Source organism: Vibrio sp. Isolate33 (genome assembly GCF_022397895.1).
Lineage (GTDB): Bacteria > Pseudomonadota > Gammaproteobacteria > Enterobacterales > Vibrionaceae > Vibrio > Vibrio pomeroyi.
In genome coordinates this window covers 203,076-219,993 of sequence record NZ_JAKEUP010000001.1, presented here as the reverse complement: position 1 = coordinate 219,993, position 16,918 = coordinate 203,076, and the positions used below count along the sequence as shown (strand labels likewise).

The following is a 16,918-nucleotide window of genomic DNA, read 5'->3' as shown; positions in this document are numbered from 1 at the left end:
AATCCCTTCGCAAAATAGTATTAAGTTCGATTGATTTTGACTCATAAAATAGGGAAACTGAATTTAATATCCTTTGAATAAGTTTTCCTCTTTATGAGTAGCCCAAGACTTCGCGTTCAATTTGAAACCCTGTTTGAATACTTCGATGGCAAAGATTCTGATGTTCAGCTTGATGACATAACGGATGTGCTCTGTTGTACACGTCGTAATGCCAGAATGGTACTGAACAAGCTCGAAGAAGAAGGCTGGGTAGAGTGGTTACCTGCAGCGGGTCGCGGTAAGTTATCTCAACTTATCTTTAAGCAGAATCGTTGCGATGTTAGTGAAAACCTAGCACGCCGCTACTTAGAAGAAGGTAAAATTGGTCAAGCCTTGTCGGTACTTGACCAAAATGCCGCCAAACTTACTCAAGTGATTCAAAACTACTTGGGCGTACAGTATCAAGAGGGTGAACAGGTTATTCGTTTACCTTACTACCGTCCGCTTTCGATGCTTAATCCAACCAAATCGATGCGACGTTCTGAACAACACATCGCTTGTCAGGTATTCAGTGGCTTAACTCGCTTGGATGAGAACGATCAACTGCAGCCTGATCTCGCGCATTCATGGCAAAAGATAAACGACCATCAATGGCGATTTTTCTTAAGGCCGGGTGTCCGTTTCCATAATGGTGAACCGTTGTTAACGAGCCACGTTGTGGATACGCTGCTTTTGCTCGAGCCGCTCAATATGTTCTCGCATATTAAAGACGTGTCTTCGCCGGCAAATTGCGTGGTTGATGTCTTTTTAACGCGCCCAGATAAATACTTCCCACTTGCGCTAACCGAATCAGTCGCAAAAGTCACTCTACCAATGATTTTACGTGGAGAAGATTACGATATTCGCCCAATTGGTACAGGCCCTTATCGCATTGAAAAGAATGACGAAAAACAACTCGTGTTAACGGCTTTCAATGGATACTTTGGTTTTAGACCGCTGATCGATCGTGTGGAAGTTTGGGTGGTTGATGAAGCCTATTCGTCGATGGTTTACCCAAGCCTTTCTAAGCCGATAATGGCAGACCGTGGTGATAGCGATGACGAAGTAGAGCTTGATCCGGGTTGTACATATTTACTATTGAATAGAAAGAAGGGTATCGCACAAGATCCAGCTTGGGCTGAGTTTCTTTCGAACGCGTTGAATGCGTCTGATTTGTTTGTGCATATCCCTAAAGAGACCGTTATCGACTTGGGTGTACTCCATGCTTACGGAATTAAACCCGGTTGGTATGACATCAAGTTAAAGGTGCCTGTTTGTCCACCAGCAAGTGTTAAACCAAGTATCAAATTGGCGTATCAATGCCAGCACCCGATGTTTCCAACCCTTGCAAAAGCGATTGTCACTGTGTTGAAGCAGTACAATGTCGATGTTGAGCTATTTGGTTACGAAACCGATCCGCCACACGCTGATGATGTCGATATTTGGATCAACCCGATGGGGATTGCCAACAACAGAGACGATGCACTGGCCGGTTGGTTGATGGATTACAGCTTTCTGGATGAATCGAGCCCAGCAGAAGACTTCGATCAATGGTGCCACATGATAGATCGTTGGCGGTCCGGTGAGTTTGAGCAGTTCCCAGCAAGACAACTTGGCAAGCAGCTGGTACAAAGCAACCAATTGATCCCAATGTTTCACTGTTGGTTAGGCGTCAATAAAGACCAATGCGGTACGCTGCAAAACGCTAAGTGTAATGCACTCGGATGGTTCGATTTTAGCCAAGTTTGGGTAAAACCAGAAGTTGATTGAAACTGAAGATAACTCGATTAGGACAACACAATGCAAACCGTGATTATCACATTCATTACGCTGGTGGCATTTGCTGCCAATTCAGTATTGTGTCGTTGGGCTTTAATGGATCAAACGATTGATCCTTTGAGTTTTTCGGTCATACGTATCTTATCCGGTGCACTCACACTGTTGATTTTATTGACCTTATCTTCAAACGCTAAACGCAAACAAGACAAAGTAGAAGGTAACACTTCTATGTATACTAAGATTCGCTCTGAGCTCGATTTAACCGCGATATTGGCTCTACTGGTTTACATGTTTGGCTTCTCGTTTGCTTACCTCACATTAGGTGCAGGGCTTGGAGCTTTGGTACTGTTTGTTGCGGTTCAGTTCACCATGATTGCTGCACACCTATTCGCTGGCAACAGAATGTCGTCGATTGAATGGGGTGGCTGTTTATTGTCTGTTACAGGGCTTGTTTATTTGCTCATGCCGACGGGCGCAACAAGCTCACCAGATCTAATCTCCATCATATTAATGGTATTAGCTGGAGTTGGGTGGGGCGTTTACACACTGGCAGGCAAGAAATCTAAGAACGCACTTCAATCGACTACGGCCAATTTTGGTTTTGGTTCGTTAGTCATTCTTGCGTTGTTAAGTCTTCTAGCTTTCATTCCGAGCGTCACGGCACAAATATCCATAACCGAGCAAGGTTTGATCTACGCAGTATTGTCGGGAGCGGTAGCTTCTGGAGTCGGCTATAGCTTGTGGTATTACGTTGTGAAGAAACTAAACACCGTGGTTGCATCCATTGCACAGCTCTCTGTTCCAGTTATCGCAACACTTGGTGGTGTCTTACTGTTATCTGAACCGGTCACCATGCAATTTGTTATCTCTTCGACCGTCATTTTACTGGGGATAAGCTTGGTTCTTGTCGCCCCTAAACTTAAGAAATAAAGAGTTCAATCATTAACTGTTATGGCTAAACCAAACAAGAAACAACCGACCAAGACGGTTCAGATTTTCTGTGCGAAATGTAAGACACAACTTTTCAAGTACCGGAAAGGTGGCAAAGGTGCTCTCGTTAAGTGTTTTAAAGAACGCATTGTTGAAGATTTCACGACAGAGCCCTGCATTTGCCCTGAATGCGGTATAGAGTTCGCACGTGATACCTTAGTTCGAGGCACGCCAGCCTACAAGTTTGTTGGCGGCAAAGTAACGATGAAATAAAAATGCCACAGCATGAATTGTGTGTGGCATTTCAGACCTGCTTCTGAAGTTAAGAAATGTTATTGAAGTTAAGAACTGCTCTTGATGTTCAGAATCAGAGGCGAGTATCAATGAACTCTAACTCGCCCTTGCAGCTTGAGAAGTAACAAGGAGACTATCGCTCCGGTTGTATCGCAAAGCATGTCTTTCTGAGCATCCCAAATATCACCTTGTGAGCCTAAGAATGCGATACCTTCGTCGCCACCTGCAATCTCCGCATACCACCACTCAATAATCTCATAACCTGCTGCAACACTCATGATGGCAAACAGAGCAAAGAAACACGCCAACACTGGTTGAGCCAACTTCTTACGAATCAAATACTCAGCGAGCGGGTAAGCATAAAGACCAATCGAAAAATGCGCCACGCGGTCAAAGTTATTACGTTCAGATCCAATCAGGTTATTAAACCAATCAAAGGGGACTTCAGCGAAGGTGTACTTAGCGCCAATCGTATGTAGAACCAACCAGATGAACATTAAAGCGTAAGCCGTCTTTGAAAAGGTGAGCTTAGTAGAGAGCCACCATATCCCGACAAGAATACCGAGCGCAGGAATGATCTCAGCAATCCAAACGGCTCGAGAAGAGGGGGCAAACGCTGAAAAAAGAAAGATAACAAGATAGACAGCAGTCAGTGAAAGTAGAGGTCTATTTTGAGCAAGTGGCGTAATTGTCATCATCAGATCCTATATAAGTTTCATCCATAGTTACACAATAATGAACAGCGTTCAATTGTGGTTTTATCACCAAATTTGTTGAAAAGTAGCGTTATCGCCCAGTATCTAGACAAACGGTTGCGAGAGTTTCACAAAAGTTTGATTTACAACAAAGCGAACCATAAAATCCCTCTATCACTACATAACAAGAAAGAAAGTCATGAAACTGGAAACTGTCGATTATCTTGCTGACGACGCAGCAGAACAATTTGTTCGCTCTCTACGTGAAACTGGATTTGGTGTACTAAAAAACCACCCAATCCCGAGAGAGCTTGTTGAGTCAATTTACGAAAACTGGTACCAATTCTTCATTTCTGAAGAGAAAGAGAACTTCCACTTTAATGTTGAAACACAAGATGGATATTTTCCACCTTCAGTGTCGGAAGTTGCAAAGGGCCACACTGTAAAAGATATTAAAGAGTACTTTCACGTATACCCTTGGGGTCAGATTCCTGAACAGCTGAAAGAACAAATTCTAGATTACTACCAACGCGCTAATGCTTTTGCTCAAGAGCTATTAGGTTGGGTTGAAGCACACGCGCCTCAAGAAGTACAAGAGAAGTTCTCAATCGCACTTTCTGAAATGATTAATGGTAGCGAGCAAACTCTGCTTCGCGTACTTCACTACCCACCAATGCAGGGTGATGAAGAGCCGGGCGCAATCCGTGCTGCTGCACACGAAGACATCAACCTTTTAACTGTTCTTCCTGCTGCAAACGAACCTGGCCTTCAGGTTAAAGCTCAAAATGATGAGTGGTTAGATGTGCCGTGTGATTTCGGTAACATGATCATCAACATTGGTGACATGCTGCAAGAAGCGTCTGGTGGTTACTTCCCATCAACGACCCACCGTGTAATCAATCCATCAGGTGCTCGCCAAGAGAAATCTCGTATTTCTTTACCTCTGTTCTTGCACCCGAAACCAGAAGTGGTTCTGTCTGGGAAGTACACAGCAAATGAATACCTAATGGAACGTCTAAGAGAGCTTGGCGTTATCTAATTAGTCAGATTTCATACTCTAAAGGCCAGCATAATGCTGGCCTTTTTGTTTGATAAGCGCATAACTGATTGAAATTTATTTAGTTTGAAACTCGACAAACAGCAACAGATCGCTTTCAATTAATAAGATACATAAATGCCTATGCCAATGGACTCAATTAATCATGTTAGACAACACCGAATCATCGAGTCACCAAGATATTAGCCCTCAGTTTCAGGCTCATATGGAAAACCCGTTGCTGTGGCCTATCATGGAAGTGCTCAAACAAAAGCCGAGTGGATGGAAAGTGCATACTTTGGCTACGCACCTCAACGAACTCGGTTTTATTCCTGTTTTAGATAGCGTGCCTGAAAAAGAACTGTTTAAGAAAAACTTCTTGATCATGAATGCGCTCTATCAGCTACAAGGGACCTTATACCCAGACAGCTGGCTTCAGGTCCAAGCCATGGACATTGAATTGATGAACGGGCGTTATCATGGCAGCACCCATACAATCGATCTTGAAGACCCACTGCGTGATTACTATATCAATTGGCTCAACTATGAAGCTAATGAAGGTGAAGTAAAGCGGCTGTTGAATGAGTTTTGGACGCGCTACAAGAAGTTTGTCGGTGGCAGTGAAACGGACATGGACAGGACCCATGCGCTAGGTTTATTCGAATTACCACTGGACGCGACCCAACAGGATATGCGAAAACGATGGAGACGCCTCGCGCTGCGTTGGCATCCCGATAGAGACGAAGGCAACACGGCTAAGTTTCAAACGCTATGCGAAGCGTGGAATGTATTGCGCGGCTAACAATACTCAAGCTGGCCTACTCGATTTAATAAGACCCCAGAAGATAGAAGACAAAAGAAAGCCCCACATGCGACTAGTGGGGCTTTATGTTTATCGCTAATGATAAGTAATGAACTATGAGTGGTCTTTACTCACTCCACTTTTATGCTCAAATGCGTAATCGAGTACCTTACGAATGTAAGGCGCGCCAACTTTTGAACCACCGTTACCATGTTCAATAACCACTGTCGCAACGTATTCAGGATTATCATAAGGTGCAAAAGCAGTATAAAGCGCGTGGTCGAGTAGGTGACGTGCTAACTTCTTCGAGTTATAAACCTGATCCTTCGCCAAGTCGAAAACTTGTGCCGTACCCGATTTACCACCACTGACGTAGTCAGCGCCCTTGAATGCTCTTCGACCGCTACCTCGACTCCCGTTGTTTACCAGCCTCATTGCATTAATTGGTACGTCCCAAATTTCATCGGGAACTTCGTCAATTGATGCCATCTGTTTTGGTACAACAGGCGTTTGCGTATCAAAGTCTTCACCGTGATTTAGTGTTGCTCTTAGAATGTGCGGAGGCATCACCTTACCGTGATTCACGAGCACAGAAGTGGCTTTGGCTAATTGCAGTGGAGTAGAAGTCCAATAACCTTGTCCGATACCAATCGGCACGGTATCACCTTGATACCAAGGCGTACGATAGCGCATCATCTTCCAATCACGAGTCGGCATGTTGGCAGTACTTTCTTCGTAGATGTCGATACCTGTCGGTTTACCAAATCCGAAGCGGTTCATCCACGTTGAAATACGATCGATGCCCAAATCAAAGGCCGTTTGGTAGAAGAATGAATCCACTGACTCCTCAATCGCTTGTGTCACATCAACTGGGCCATGACCCCAACGCTTCCAATCTCGCCAGGCTTTTGAGTTAGGTTTAGAACCGGGGATACGCCATGAACCGTGGTCATCACGAATGGTATGTTCCGAGATAACATGCTCTTGCAAACCAGCAACGGCCATAAAAGGCTTTACGGTCGAAGCGGGTGGGTAAACCCCTAGTGTTGTGCGGTTCACCAATGGGTGTGCAGGGTCGTTAAGCAATGTTCGGTAGTTTTTGCTCGAAATGCCGTCTACAAACAAGTTTGGGTCATAGCTAGGGCTCGATGCCATCGCTAATACACTGTTGTCTTTCGGATCTAGAATAACAGCACTGCCAGTTCGATTATCGAGTTGGTCGAACACATATTTTTGTAGCTCGATGTCGATGTTAAGAACAATGTCTTTACCTGCGACAGGAGGAACATACTGAATTGTTCTAACAATACGACCACGGCTGTTCACTTCGACTTCTTGATAACCCTTGGTGCCATGAAGTAGGTCTTCATAGTATCGCTCTACACCGAGCTTACCGATCACGGTTGTCGCTTGGTAATTGGACTCTTTACCTTGCTCATCAAGCTTTCTTAAATCGCTGTCGTTGATGTGTGCTACATAACCTAAGACATGGGTAAGTATTTCACCATTTGGGTAGAAACGTTTAAGGCTGGTATCGATCGATAAGCCGGGGAATTGATATTGTTGAACAGAGAACTTAGCGATCTCTTCTTCGTTAAGACCTTCTAATATCGTGACGGGCTTAAAACGACGGGTGTTGTGATAACGCTGTTTGAATCGCTCGATTTGTTCATCATTGAGAGGGATGAATTTATTGAGCTTGCTCAGCATGACATCAACATCATCAGTCTTTTCGGGGATCATGGTTAAATCGAACACGAGTTGGTTCTCGGCCAATAACACACCATTGCGATCGTAGATCAAACCGCGCGTAGGGGCGATGGGAAGCACCTTAATTCGGTTTCCGTCAGCTCGGGTTTGGTAACTTTTGAAATCTTGTACTTGGAGCCTGTAGAGGTTTCCAATCAGAACGAGGGTGAAGACTAAAATCCCTGCAAACGCGACGATTACTCGGTTTCGAAACAGGTTTACTTCGCTTTTATGATCACGCATTTTGACGCGTTGGTGGTTCATCAAAACCTCAGGCTTTTACATTTAGTTACATTTGTAGAGTCGGGACTTTATCCGAATATCACCATGGCTTTGTAAAAGCTGTGTCATGATTCTTGGTATTTCCAAGATAAGTAACGCTGGAGCCTACCTAGAAGTGCTAGAAGGTAAATGGAGGATACTAGAGAAATGAAGAAAAAACGGCCCTCAAAAATGAGAGCCGTAGATAGGAATTACTGATGTTGAGCTAAATCTTAGTTCGAAGGTTTGAACTGAGATTTACGCATACGGTTCAAGGCAGCCATGATATCCAACGTTCTTGGTTTCGCTAGGTCACCATATTTCGGCATGTTAGCGTACCATTCGTTGTCTAAAATAGTGTTGAACTCTTTCGCTGGGTTGTTTGACCAACCTGGAGTTTGTGCAAACTGGAACCAAGCCCAGCCGATCGCATTGACCTCTGATGTTGACTCAAGTTGCTCTAACGCAGAAAGGTCGGCGAACTCTTTACCAAAGCGCAGTGATTCTTTGCCTTTCGCGCTAACACGGAACTTGCCATCCATAAGGATGTTCATCAGTGATGCGCGGTTCAATGAACGTGGCACAAACATCTCTAATGCTGTTTCACATTCGTTCGTACGTTGAGTAGGGTGTTGAGCAATCACTTCTTTTGCTTTTTCAGTTACGTCTACCGCTTGGTAGTCGTGCATTTGAATTACAGTGTTTGCTACGTCTAGGTAATCACCAGAACCGCCCATAACCACGATGGTTGAGATGTCCATCTCTTCACGTAGCTGGCCGATACGGTCAACAAGCGGTGTGATTGGCTCGTCGCCTTTAGACACAAGCGCCTGCATACGCTCATCACGAATCATGAAGTTAGTCGCTGACGTATCTTCATCGATAAGTAGCGTTTGCACACCGGCTTCGATTGATTCTTGTAACCAAGCCGCTTGCGAGGTTGAACCCGAAGCATCTTGAGTGCTGAAATCAGACGTGTCTTTCTTCATTGGTAAATGGTTGATGTAGTTCGACAGGTTCAAGCTGTGCACACATCGGCCATCTTCCGCGCGAATCTTCATTGTATCAATCGCAGTCACAATACCTTCACGACCATCACCAGGGATATGGTTGTAGATAGAGCGTTCAACAGCATTCAATAATGTCGATTTACCATGGAAACCACCACCAACGATCAATGTGATGCCTTTAGGAATGCCTAGGCCAGTCACATCACCTTGGTTTGGCGTGTTTAATGTTACGCTCAATGATTCTGGCGCTGAAAAAGGAACGGCATCTTTCATTGGAAGGTCACAGTTACCCGCGATACGTGGTAGCACACTACCGTTCGCAACGAATGAAGCTAGGTTGTGCTCGTCTAATTGAGCACGAAGCGCTTCTTGGTCTTCAATCGTTTCACAATGTTTGATCATCGCATCGATGTTCAGTTCACGTTCAAGCGTTGCACGACGAATAAACTTCGGTAAGTAGAAAGTGATTATGTTGATTGCTTTCTTAGCAAGAATACTACGGCCATCAGCAGGCAGGTTGATACGGAAACGAAGTTCGATACCTTGCTCAGTGAACACAACCGATGTGCTGTCTAAAACCGTTTGGCCAGTAAGAGCGATTGAAACAGTCGATTCTTGCTTAGCGAATTCAGAAAAGCTGCGCGCAATAAAGTCACGAGCAGCAACTTGGTATTCGTAAGACTTTTCTTTCAGCCAATCTAACCCAGTTAACGACCACGCGCGTGTTGCGCGAAAACGAGAAGCTGACGCGTACGGGTCGCCTTGGATGTGGTCGATGTGTAATTCAAAATCAGCAAAGTCGTATTGACCTTTAATTTGTTGATATGCACGGTAGTTTTGTTTTTCGAGCTTTTTAAGCTTTGCAGTCAACTGATCCATAACGAGGAATGCCTATATAAGGGGAAAGATAAAAACAGAAAGGCGGCGATTATAAAAATCACCACCTTTAGAGTAAAGAGAAAGTAGGCCTAAATCCAAAACTAACTGCTCTTTTTCGCTTTAAGCGTAACGAGTTGTCCCCAAATAGTTTTGATTGATTAAGCTGTGTTCGAATTCTTGACTCGGCATTGGTCTACCATAGAGGTAACCTTGGCCAACATCGCAGCCTTCATCGACAATAAACTTCTCCTGAGCTTCTGATTCTATGCCTTCAATCGTAACTTTGAGGTCGAGTTTTTTCGCGATTTGGACAATCGAACGAACAATTTCTGAGTCTCCGTCTGAGTTGAGCATTTGATCAATGAAGCTCTTATCAATCTTAATCGTGTCGAATGGGAATTTCTTCAGGTAACTGAAAGAGGCGTAGCCAGTTCCGAAGTCATCCAGTGACAATGTAACACCTATATCATGCAAAGATTCCAACGTGTTTTTGGCTACGACTTCATCTGCGATTAAACCGCTTTCGGTAACTTCAAGCTCTAAGAAGCGGGGCTCGAGGTGATAGGTTTCCAATAGATGAATCACTTGCTCTGCAAAATGCGCGTTTTTGAGTTGCACAGCAGACACATTAACCGCCATTTTGAAGTCTTCAACGTATTCAGACCACTCTTTGGTTTTTTCAATCGCATTGCGTAGAACAAAGCTGCCCACTTCGAAAATCAAGCCATTTTGTTCGGCCATATGTATCAGGGTTTCATTGGAGATATCGCCTAACACGGGATGTCTCCAGCGGAGCAGTGCTTCGGCGCCAACCCAGCGATGAGTCACAGGGCTTACTTTAGGTTGGAAGTAGAGCATCAAGTCATCATTACGAACGGCTTGTAGTAAATAGCCTTCAATCTTATTGATGTGGCTTTGTTCTTCTGTGTGAGACTGAGAGTAGTAAGCGTATTTTTGTCCAGAATCTTTACAAGCAAGCATCGCTTCAGATGATTTTTGAAGAATGCTCTCTGCATCATCTTCGCTGTCCGTAATCGCAATCCCAATATAGGCATGCAAATGAACTTTATCGCTTTCGATATCAAACTCGGAATGTCCAACTCGCACTAACGTTTGACTGAGCTCTTCAAGGCGATGGTGGAGATCTTTCACACTGAATGCGAGAACAAGATCGACAGAAGTAGGGCGCGCCGTTAATACCTCGATGTCAGTAATGCTGTTGATACGTTGTCGATATTCGACAAGCACTTGGTCTAGTGCGTTGTAACCATAGCGTGCTTGAATTCTCCTGCCATTGGTAAATCCAATATGAATAACGGCAAACGAGCCTTCAGTCAGCCTTCGTTGTGCGATCAGCTTGTGATTTAAGCGAGATTCAAAGGCACTTCGGTTTAAAAATCCCGTGCCGAGGTCATGATTCTTTTGGAAGTTAATCTTCTGTTCAGCCGCTTTTCGCTTATCAATTTCTTGATTCAATGAGTAATTAAGGCTCGCGAGATCTTTAGTGCGATTGTAAACGCGGTTTTTTAGATCGCGATTCATTTGGGTAAGTTTAGCGTGCTGGAATAGGGTTTTAAGCTGAGATTCGATCGAAGTGCGAAAGCTCTCTAACAGTTTAATATAAGTCGAGGTGTAGTGGTTCTCTTTCGAGTCCAAGATACAAATGGTGCCGAACAGTTCACCGTTAGGCCAGAGTAATGGAATACCACAATAGGAGACTAAACCGAGTTTGATGTCTGGGTTGTTTTCCCACTTAGGATCGGCAAGCGCGTTAGGCACAAGAAGCTGTCGTTGAGTTTCCATCACGGTTTCGCAGTACAGCCCATTCCCCAACGTTTCAGAATCGCCTTTGTTGTATGGGTTATTCTCGCTGCGGCTGGTTGAGAAGACTTCAATGTAATTGGCGTGAACACGCATGATCAGTGCCGCGGGCACTTGAGTAATTTGAGCTAAGAGGTCGACAATATTCTGCCAACCGTGCTCCATATCGTCTGGGATATCTAAATCGAGAGTTTTTATTTTCTTCATATGACTCCGAGTCAATTATGCTAAATGCATCAACACATCCTGTGTTAATTATTATGAACCAAAGAAAACTGTGAATCTTACGTTAAGTAAGTATAAGAAATGTTGCACAAAAAAACCTCGGCAATTTTGCAGAGGTTTTCAAATGTGAATACGGGTCTCAGTAATGAGATAAATTTCGATTAGGGCTTTAATTTTATAAAGTCTTCGCTATTCAGTTTCTTACTGTAATCTACTGATGGTTGCGCGAACCCGTTTAGCTGTAAGAACTCATCTTTGAATCCTTGGTAATCACCCAAAGTTTGGAAATTGCTTTCGTCCATTTTATCCAGCAATTCGGTCACATGTGCTTGGGTTTCAGGATCTAACTCCCAATCATCCATACGAATCAGACGTTCACCATCAAGCGGAACTTTGGTTTGTCCATACAGTTTGCTGCTAAACAAGCGCTGCATCTGTTCGATACAACCTTCGTGGGTTTCTTTCTCTTTCATCACTTTGTACAAAGCAAGCAGGTAAGGGCTTAACCCTGGAATGAATACACTTGCTTTTGTTACCAACGCTTTACACACGGTAGCGTAAGCGTTGCCGTCGAAGTTAGCTAGTTCAAGGTTGAGTGCGTGACTGGTTTGGTGAAGGTCGATCTTAGCGCGACCTAAAGTACCGTCTAGGTAGATAGGGTGCGTCACTTCAGGGCCAACGTAGGAGAACGCGATCGTCTTACAACCCGGAGCAATCGACTCCGCGTTGATCAGTTCATCTATCCAGTTTTCCCAATCTTCACCACCCATTACTTTGAGTGTGCTTTCGGCTTCTTCTTCTGTTGCAGCGTCGAGCGTGTTGGTCACCCAGTTGTCGTGCTCAAGAGAAATCGTCGCGCCAGTAACGCTTTCGCCAATCGGTTTGATAGCCGAGCGCCAAAATACTTCAGAATCCGGTTTTGGTCTCACACCCGCGGCTAAGCTGTAGATGATCAGATCGACTTCACCTTCGAAGTAGGTCTCGATGGCTTCGACAACTTGGGAGCGTGTTTCTTTAGAAAATGCATCGCCAACGATGTTGATAGCAGTGCGCTGCTCTCGTTCGGCTTCTTTCTTGAAATAGATGTTGTTGTACCAACCGGCACTACCGAGGGATTTTTCGTTGGGACCGCGTTCGAATGAGACGCCGATGGTATCAGCTTTTGCACCGCCAAAGGTAAGGGCGATACGAGCGGCAAGGCCGAAGCCAGAGGAAGCGCCGATGATCAGTACTCGTTTAGGGCCATCTTTGATTTGCGGCGCACTCTTAACAAACTTGATTTGTTGCTTTACGGCTTCTTGACAGCCAATAGGGTGAGCGCTTTTAGCTACCACACCCTTGATAACAGGTTCGATCAGCATAAATAACCTTACAGTTCACGGTGATATGCATTCAGGCTAACGTAAAGCTGTGTAAAATTTATTGAGCTAGACCATTAAAACCTAAAGATACTGATATAATTCTTCGGCGACAAATTCAGCGATCCAAGGTTGAGCTTCTGGTTTAGGATGCAAGCCATCGTTCATCATCCACTCAGGTTTAAGGATGATATGTTCTAGAAAGAACGGCAGAAGCGGCACATTTTGTTGATCAGCTAAAGCCGCAAAAACGTACTCAAATTGTTGGTTATAACGCTTACCGTAATTTGGCGGAATTTTAATTTGCATCATAATTGGTTTTGCGCCTGCAGCTTTTATCTGCTCAATGATTTGATCTAGGTTCGCAGACATCAGCTTAGGTGGAAAACCACGAAGTCCATCATTCGCTCCTAGTTCAATAAGAACGGTGTCTGGAGCATGTTCTTCAAGTAGTTGAGGCAAACGAGCTAAACCATTGCCCGTTGTGTCACCAGAGATACTCCCGTTAACTACGGTAACCGCTTTATCATGTTTTGCTAGCGCGTCTGGCAACAAACTTGGCCAACTCTGTTTGATATCCATGTTGTAACCAGCACTCAAACTATCGCCAAGTACCAATAACTTTGAATCTTTAGCTGACGTAGAGCCTTGAGCTAAAGAAGCGGTTGAAAATAAAATAAAGAATAAAAAGGAAATTAGTCGAGTCATGCATACATCCATCATTAAAGCAGAAGCTGTTTCCAAGACAGTTTCTACTAATCAAGAACATTTAACAATCCTAGAGCACGTTGATATCGATATTCGTGAAGGCGAAACGGTCGCGATCGTCGGTACGTCAGGTGCAGGTAAATCGACCCTAATGACGCTGTTAGCAGGGCTTGACGTACCAACCAAAGGTGAGATTAGCTTATTAGGACAACCACTTTCGCAACTTGATGATGAAGCAAGGGCTAAAATCCGTAGCGAATCCGTTGGGTTCGTATTTCAAAGCTTCTTGTTAATCCCAAGCTTGTCCGCACTACAAAACGTCACGCTTCCTTGTTTATTGAAGGGTGAAGACGAAGACATTGAACGAGCGACAGCTCTACTTGAATCGGTTGGCTTAAAAGACAGGCTTGATCACTTGCCGTCTCAGCTTTCAGGTGGCGAACAACAAAGGGTCGCTCTAGCACGTGCCTTTATGATCAAGCCAAAAATCCTATTTGCTGACGAACCTACAGGCAACCTAGACCAACAAACTGCGGCCAAAATTGTGGAGTTGTTGTTTGAATTGAACTCTTCGCACGGCACAACTCTAGTATTGGTGACACACGACCCTAAGCTTGCGCAACGCTGCCAACGAACGCTTAAGATGCATGTCGGTCAAATAGAGGAAGTTTAAATTGAACTCATCAAACGGACTGAACAAACGCCTGTTTTCATGGAGTATCGAAGAAATTCGACATGGTCAGCTGTGGCCTGTATCCATCGCGTTAACCTTGATCATTGCTTGTGTTTTCGCATTGTCGGCGCTCGCCGAGCGTATGGAGCAGGTGATTGTTAAGCAGGGTAAAGATGCACTGACTGCTGATAGCGTGTTTATCTCAGCAAATCCAATTCCACAAGCTTTGCTCGACCTGACTCAAATTGAGCAGTTAGAAAGTTCAGAGTTGACCCGTTTCTCCACCATGGCATTCAGCGATAACTCAATGCAGTTGGTGACGGTGAAAGCGGTTGAAAGTAACTATCCACTGCGTGGTGAAATGATACTAGAAGGCGCTAATAATGCGTCGAGTAATCACGTGGAACCGGGTGAGCTTTGGCTCGATGAACGCATATTTGCGCAGCTTGAAGTTGAAGTCGGTGACAATGTCACTATTGGCGATGCCGATTTAACGATAACAGGGCGCATCACTCAAGAGCCAGGCTTGAGCTTTAATCCATTCCAGCAAATGCCTGCCGTGTTGATACACAAAAGTGATATCGACGCGACGGGGGCAATCCAGCCGGGAAGCCGTGTGAGCTTCAGATTGTTCTTGAACGGTGATGATACAAAGCTCAAAGCGGCACAAGACAGTATCGAGCTAACACCAAGTGATCGCTGGCGCACACAAGATTCAGCAAGTCGTACTAATGATATGTTTGAAAGCACGACTCAATACTTATCGTTAACTGTTGCTATTGTTGTGATCATGGCGGCGACGACTCTGGTACTCACGTGCCAACACTATGTGGCAAGCCGTCGTAAAACCATCGCCATGCTGAAAAGTTTGGGCGCAAGCAAACAGTGGATCATTAAGTGGCTGTCGGTTCAGGTGTCTTTATTGGTCGTTATTGGCGCTGTGCTAGGTATCACGATTGGTATCGGCTTAGAATTTTTGCTTCGAATCCCACTGGGTGACTTGTTACCTTCGCCACTTCCAAGCTATGGCATTGAGCCCGCTATCTTGGCGATTTTATCAAGCATTCTTATTGGTGTGCCTGCTTTAGGGGTCCCATTGATTGGCTTAGTTAATACATCAGCCATCAGCGTAATTCAATCAAGTCATCAATCACACGACAGCTACAAAAAGTTCGCGCTGCTGCTAGTACCCATTATTCCGATGATGCTGATGTACGGCGATAACCTATTGGTATGGATTGTTCTAGCCGGTATAGCGTGTCTGTTTTTGGTGTTGGCAGCGGTGAGCACAGTTGTTCTGCGCTTGTTCGGCAAGTTACCGACGTCGACATCAATGCGCTTGGCGTTAAGCCGAATCAATCGCACTCCACTAGCAACAGGTATTCAGTTTGGCTCTTTAGCTCTTTCGTTGATGTTGTTGTCGATTATCTGGTTGGTGAGAAGTGATCTGCTATCCGATTGGCAACAAACTTTGCCTGAAAACGCACCGAATGCGTTTGCGCTTAACATTGCGAGCTATGAGAAAGACAGTTACTTAGCAACCATCGACTCAAATGAAGTGGAACGTACTCAAGCGTTCCCAATCATCCGCGGAAGACTGACGACCATTAACGGCGTAGAAGCAGCGGAATACAGTGATACATCTGAACAAACTGACGCATTGAGCCGTGAAATCAACTTCACGTGGGGTGATCAGTTACCTGAGTACAATGAAGTGCTTGAAGGCAGTTGGACGCAAGAGCAGGGCGTGTCTGTTGAATCGGATGTCGCTGAACAACTTGGTTTGAAAATTGGTGATGAACTTTCATTCACGATTAACAGCCAAAATGTGTCAGCCAAAGTTAATAGCATCCGAAAAGTAGAGTGGCGTGAAATGAAGCCAAACTTCTACTTCATCTTTACTCCGGACGTATTGAGTTCGATTCCATCAACTTGGTTGGTGAGCTTCAGACTCGAAGATAAACACGATCAAATGCTCAACGAGCTCTCTCGAAATCACCCAACCGTGAGTTTGATGGATATCCGTGTGATGGGTAGCAAGATCCAGGAGCTGCTTAAGCAGATTGTTTGGTCAATCACGGTGCTCGCTGCGCTTGGTGTTGTTGCTGGGTTATTGCTTATCTTTACTCTGTTACGCCTTAGCTTATCTCAAAGGCAACAAGAGATTCGCTTATATCGAACCTTAGGGGCCAGCAAGAAACGTATCCTCAATACCATTTGGTGTGAATATGGGTTGATGGCGCTTGTGGCTGGTTCGATTGCGGCGCTGGGTTCTGAGCTCAGTGTTGCAGGAGTGATGAACTTTGGTTTTGAGCTAGAACCATCACTTCACCCGATGCTTTGGATTACATTACCAGTGCTCACGTTTATGACATTAGCTGCCGTCGTAAACAGCTTGATTAAGCGCTTATTGGCGCCAGTAAACAAGGATTTCGGTTAACTAACCACTAGAGCGTCAATTCACTGAATGAAACGGCCTAGTCGCGAATATTTTATGGGTAGTAGCAAGCTATTTATAAAACCAAGCGATAGGCCGTTTTTTATTTCACCAACTGGTAGCATAAGTAAGAGATATCACACCCTAATCTCATCGGTTTTCAGCACAATTTAAAACTCATTGTCCAATAATGCCGATTTAATGAACAGCGGTTAGTCCCTGTAAACAAAGGGTTTGCGCAAC

At 44.6% G+C, this 16,918-nt stretch carries 13 protein-coding genes; 7 read left to right on the top strand and 6 right to left on the bottom strand.

Annotation, left to right across the window (positions count from 1 at the left end):
* The first annotated feature begins 93 nt into the window (after window positions 1–93).
* The 3 genes from L1D37_RS00960 to L1D37_RS00950 are packed head-to-tail and all read left to right on the top strand — an operon-like array spanning window position 94 to window position 3,000.
* On the top strand, window positions 94–1,788 hold the full coding sequence (locus L1D37_RS00960) for an SgrR family transcriptional regulator (RefSeq protein WP_239846547.1): 1,695 nt from the start codon (window positions 94–96) through the stop codon (window positions 1,786–1,788).
* A 30-nt stretch (window positions 1,789–1,818) separates the two neighbouring features.
* Window positions 1,819–2,727 carry a DMT family transporter gene (locus tag L1D37_RS00955; protein WP_239846546.1) on the top strand — a complete coding sequence of 303 codons (909 nt, stop codon included), beginning with the start codon at window positions 1,819–1,821 and terminating at the stop codon, window positions 2,725–2,727.
* Window positions 2,728–2,748: 21 nt separating this feature from the next.
* Window positions 2,749–3,000: a hypothetical protein gene (locus L1D37_RS00950; RefSeq protein WP_017632610.1), complete on the top strand. Its 252-nt coding sequence runs from the start codon at window positions 2,749–2,751 to the stop codon at window positions 2,998–3,000.
* A 107-nt stretch (window positions 3,001–3,107) separates the two neighbouring features.
* On the opposite strand, the gene L1D37_RS00945 is transcribed toward L1D37_RS00950, so the two are convergent.
* Window positions 3,108–3,716 carry a DUF2238 domain-containing protein gene (locus L1D37_RS00945; protein ID WP_239846545.1) on the bottom strand — a complete coding sequence of 203 codons (609 nt, stop codon included), beginning with the start codon at window positions 3,714–3,716 and terminating at the stop codon, window positions 3,108–3,110.
* 199 nt (window positions 3,717–3,915) lie between these two features.
* Between L1D37_RS00945 and L1D37_RS00940 the strand changes: the two genes are divergently transcribed.
* Both L1D37_RS00940 and L1D37_RS00935 read left to right on the top strand, forming a co-directional pair.
* Window positions 3,916–4,755 (top strand): 2OG-Fe(II) oxygenase family protein, encoded by an 840-nt coding sequence (locus L1D37_RS00940; protein WP_239846544.1) that lies wholly within the window; start codon window positions 3,916–3,918, stop codon window positions 4,753–4,755.
* 163 nt (window positions 4,756–4,918) lie between these two features.
* Window positions 4,919–5,554: a DNA-J related domain-containing protein gene (locus L1D37_RS00935; protein WP_239846543.1), complete on the top strand. Its 636-nt coding sequence runs from the start codon at window positions 4,919–4,921 to the stop codon at window positions 5,552–5,554.
* A gap of 114 nt (window positions 5,555–5,668) precedes the next feature.
* On the opposite strand, the gene mrdA is transcribed toward L1D37_RS00935, so the two are convergent.
* The 5 genes from mrdA to L1D37_RS00910 all read right to left on the bottom strand — a co-directional run bounded on the left by mrdA (window position 5,669) and on the right by L1D37_RS00910 (window position 13,565).
* Window positions 5,669–7,567, bottom strand: a complete 1,899-nt coding sequence (mrdA, locus tag L1D37_RS00930) for a penicillin-binding protein 2 (protein WP_239846542.1) — start codon at window positions 7,565–7,567, stop codon at window positions 5,669–5,671.
* Window positions 7,568–7,797: 230 nt separating this feature from the next.
* Complete coding sequence (locus L1D37_RS00925; protein WP_239846541.1) at window positions 7,798–9,453, bottom strand: ABC-ATPase domain-containing protein; 1,656 nt, start codon at window positions 9,451–9,453, stop codon at window positions 7,798–7,800.
* A gap of 120 nt (window positions 9,454–9,573) precedes the next feature.
* Window positions 9,574–11,481 carry a GGDEF and EAL domain-containing protein gene (locus L1D37_RS00920; protein ID WP_239846540.1) on the bottom strand — a complete coding sequence of 636 codons (1,908 nt, stop codon included), beginning with the start codon at window positions 11,479–11,481 and terminating at the stop codon, window positions 9,574–9,576.
* 179 nt (window positions 11,482–11,660) lie between these two features.
* Complete coding sequence (gene fabV / locus L1D37_RS00915) at window positions 11,661–12,860, bottom strand: enoyl-ACP reductase FabV (RefSeq protein WP_239846539.1); 1,200 nt, start codon at window positions 12,858–12,860, stop codon at window positions 11,661–11,663.
* Between the two features lie 81 nt (window positions 12,861–12,941).
* Window positions 12,942–13,565, bottom strand: coding sequence for an arylesterase (locus L1D37_RS00910; protein WP_239846538.1), 624 nt, complete (start codon window positions 13,563–13,565; stop codon window positions 12,942–12,944).
* Here L1D37_RS00910 and L1D37_RS00905 point away from each other — a divergent pair.
* A complete protein-coding gene (locus L1D37_RS00905) occupies window positions 13,564–14,238 on the top strand; it encodes an ABC transporter ATP-binding protein (protein WP_004730959.1) in 675 nt (224 codons plus the stop codon). The two genes, L1D37_RS00910 and L1D37_RS00905, sit on opposite strands and share 2 nt — an antisense overlap.
* A gap of 1 nt (window position 14,239) precedes the next feature.
* Window positions 14,240–16,678: an ABC transporter permease gene (locus L1D37_RS00900; protein ID WP_239846537.1), complete on the top strand. Its 2,439-nt coding sequence runs from the start codon at window positions 14,240–14,242 to the stop codon at window positions 16,676–16,678.
* Window positions 16,679–16,918 lie beyond the last annotated feature (240 nt).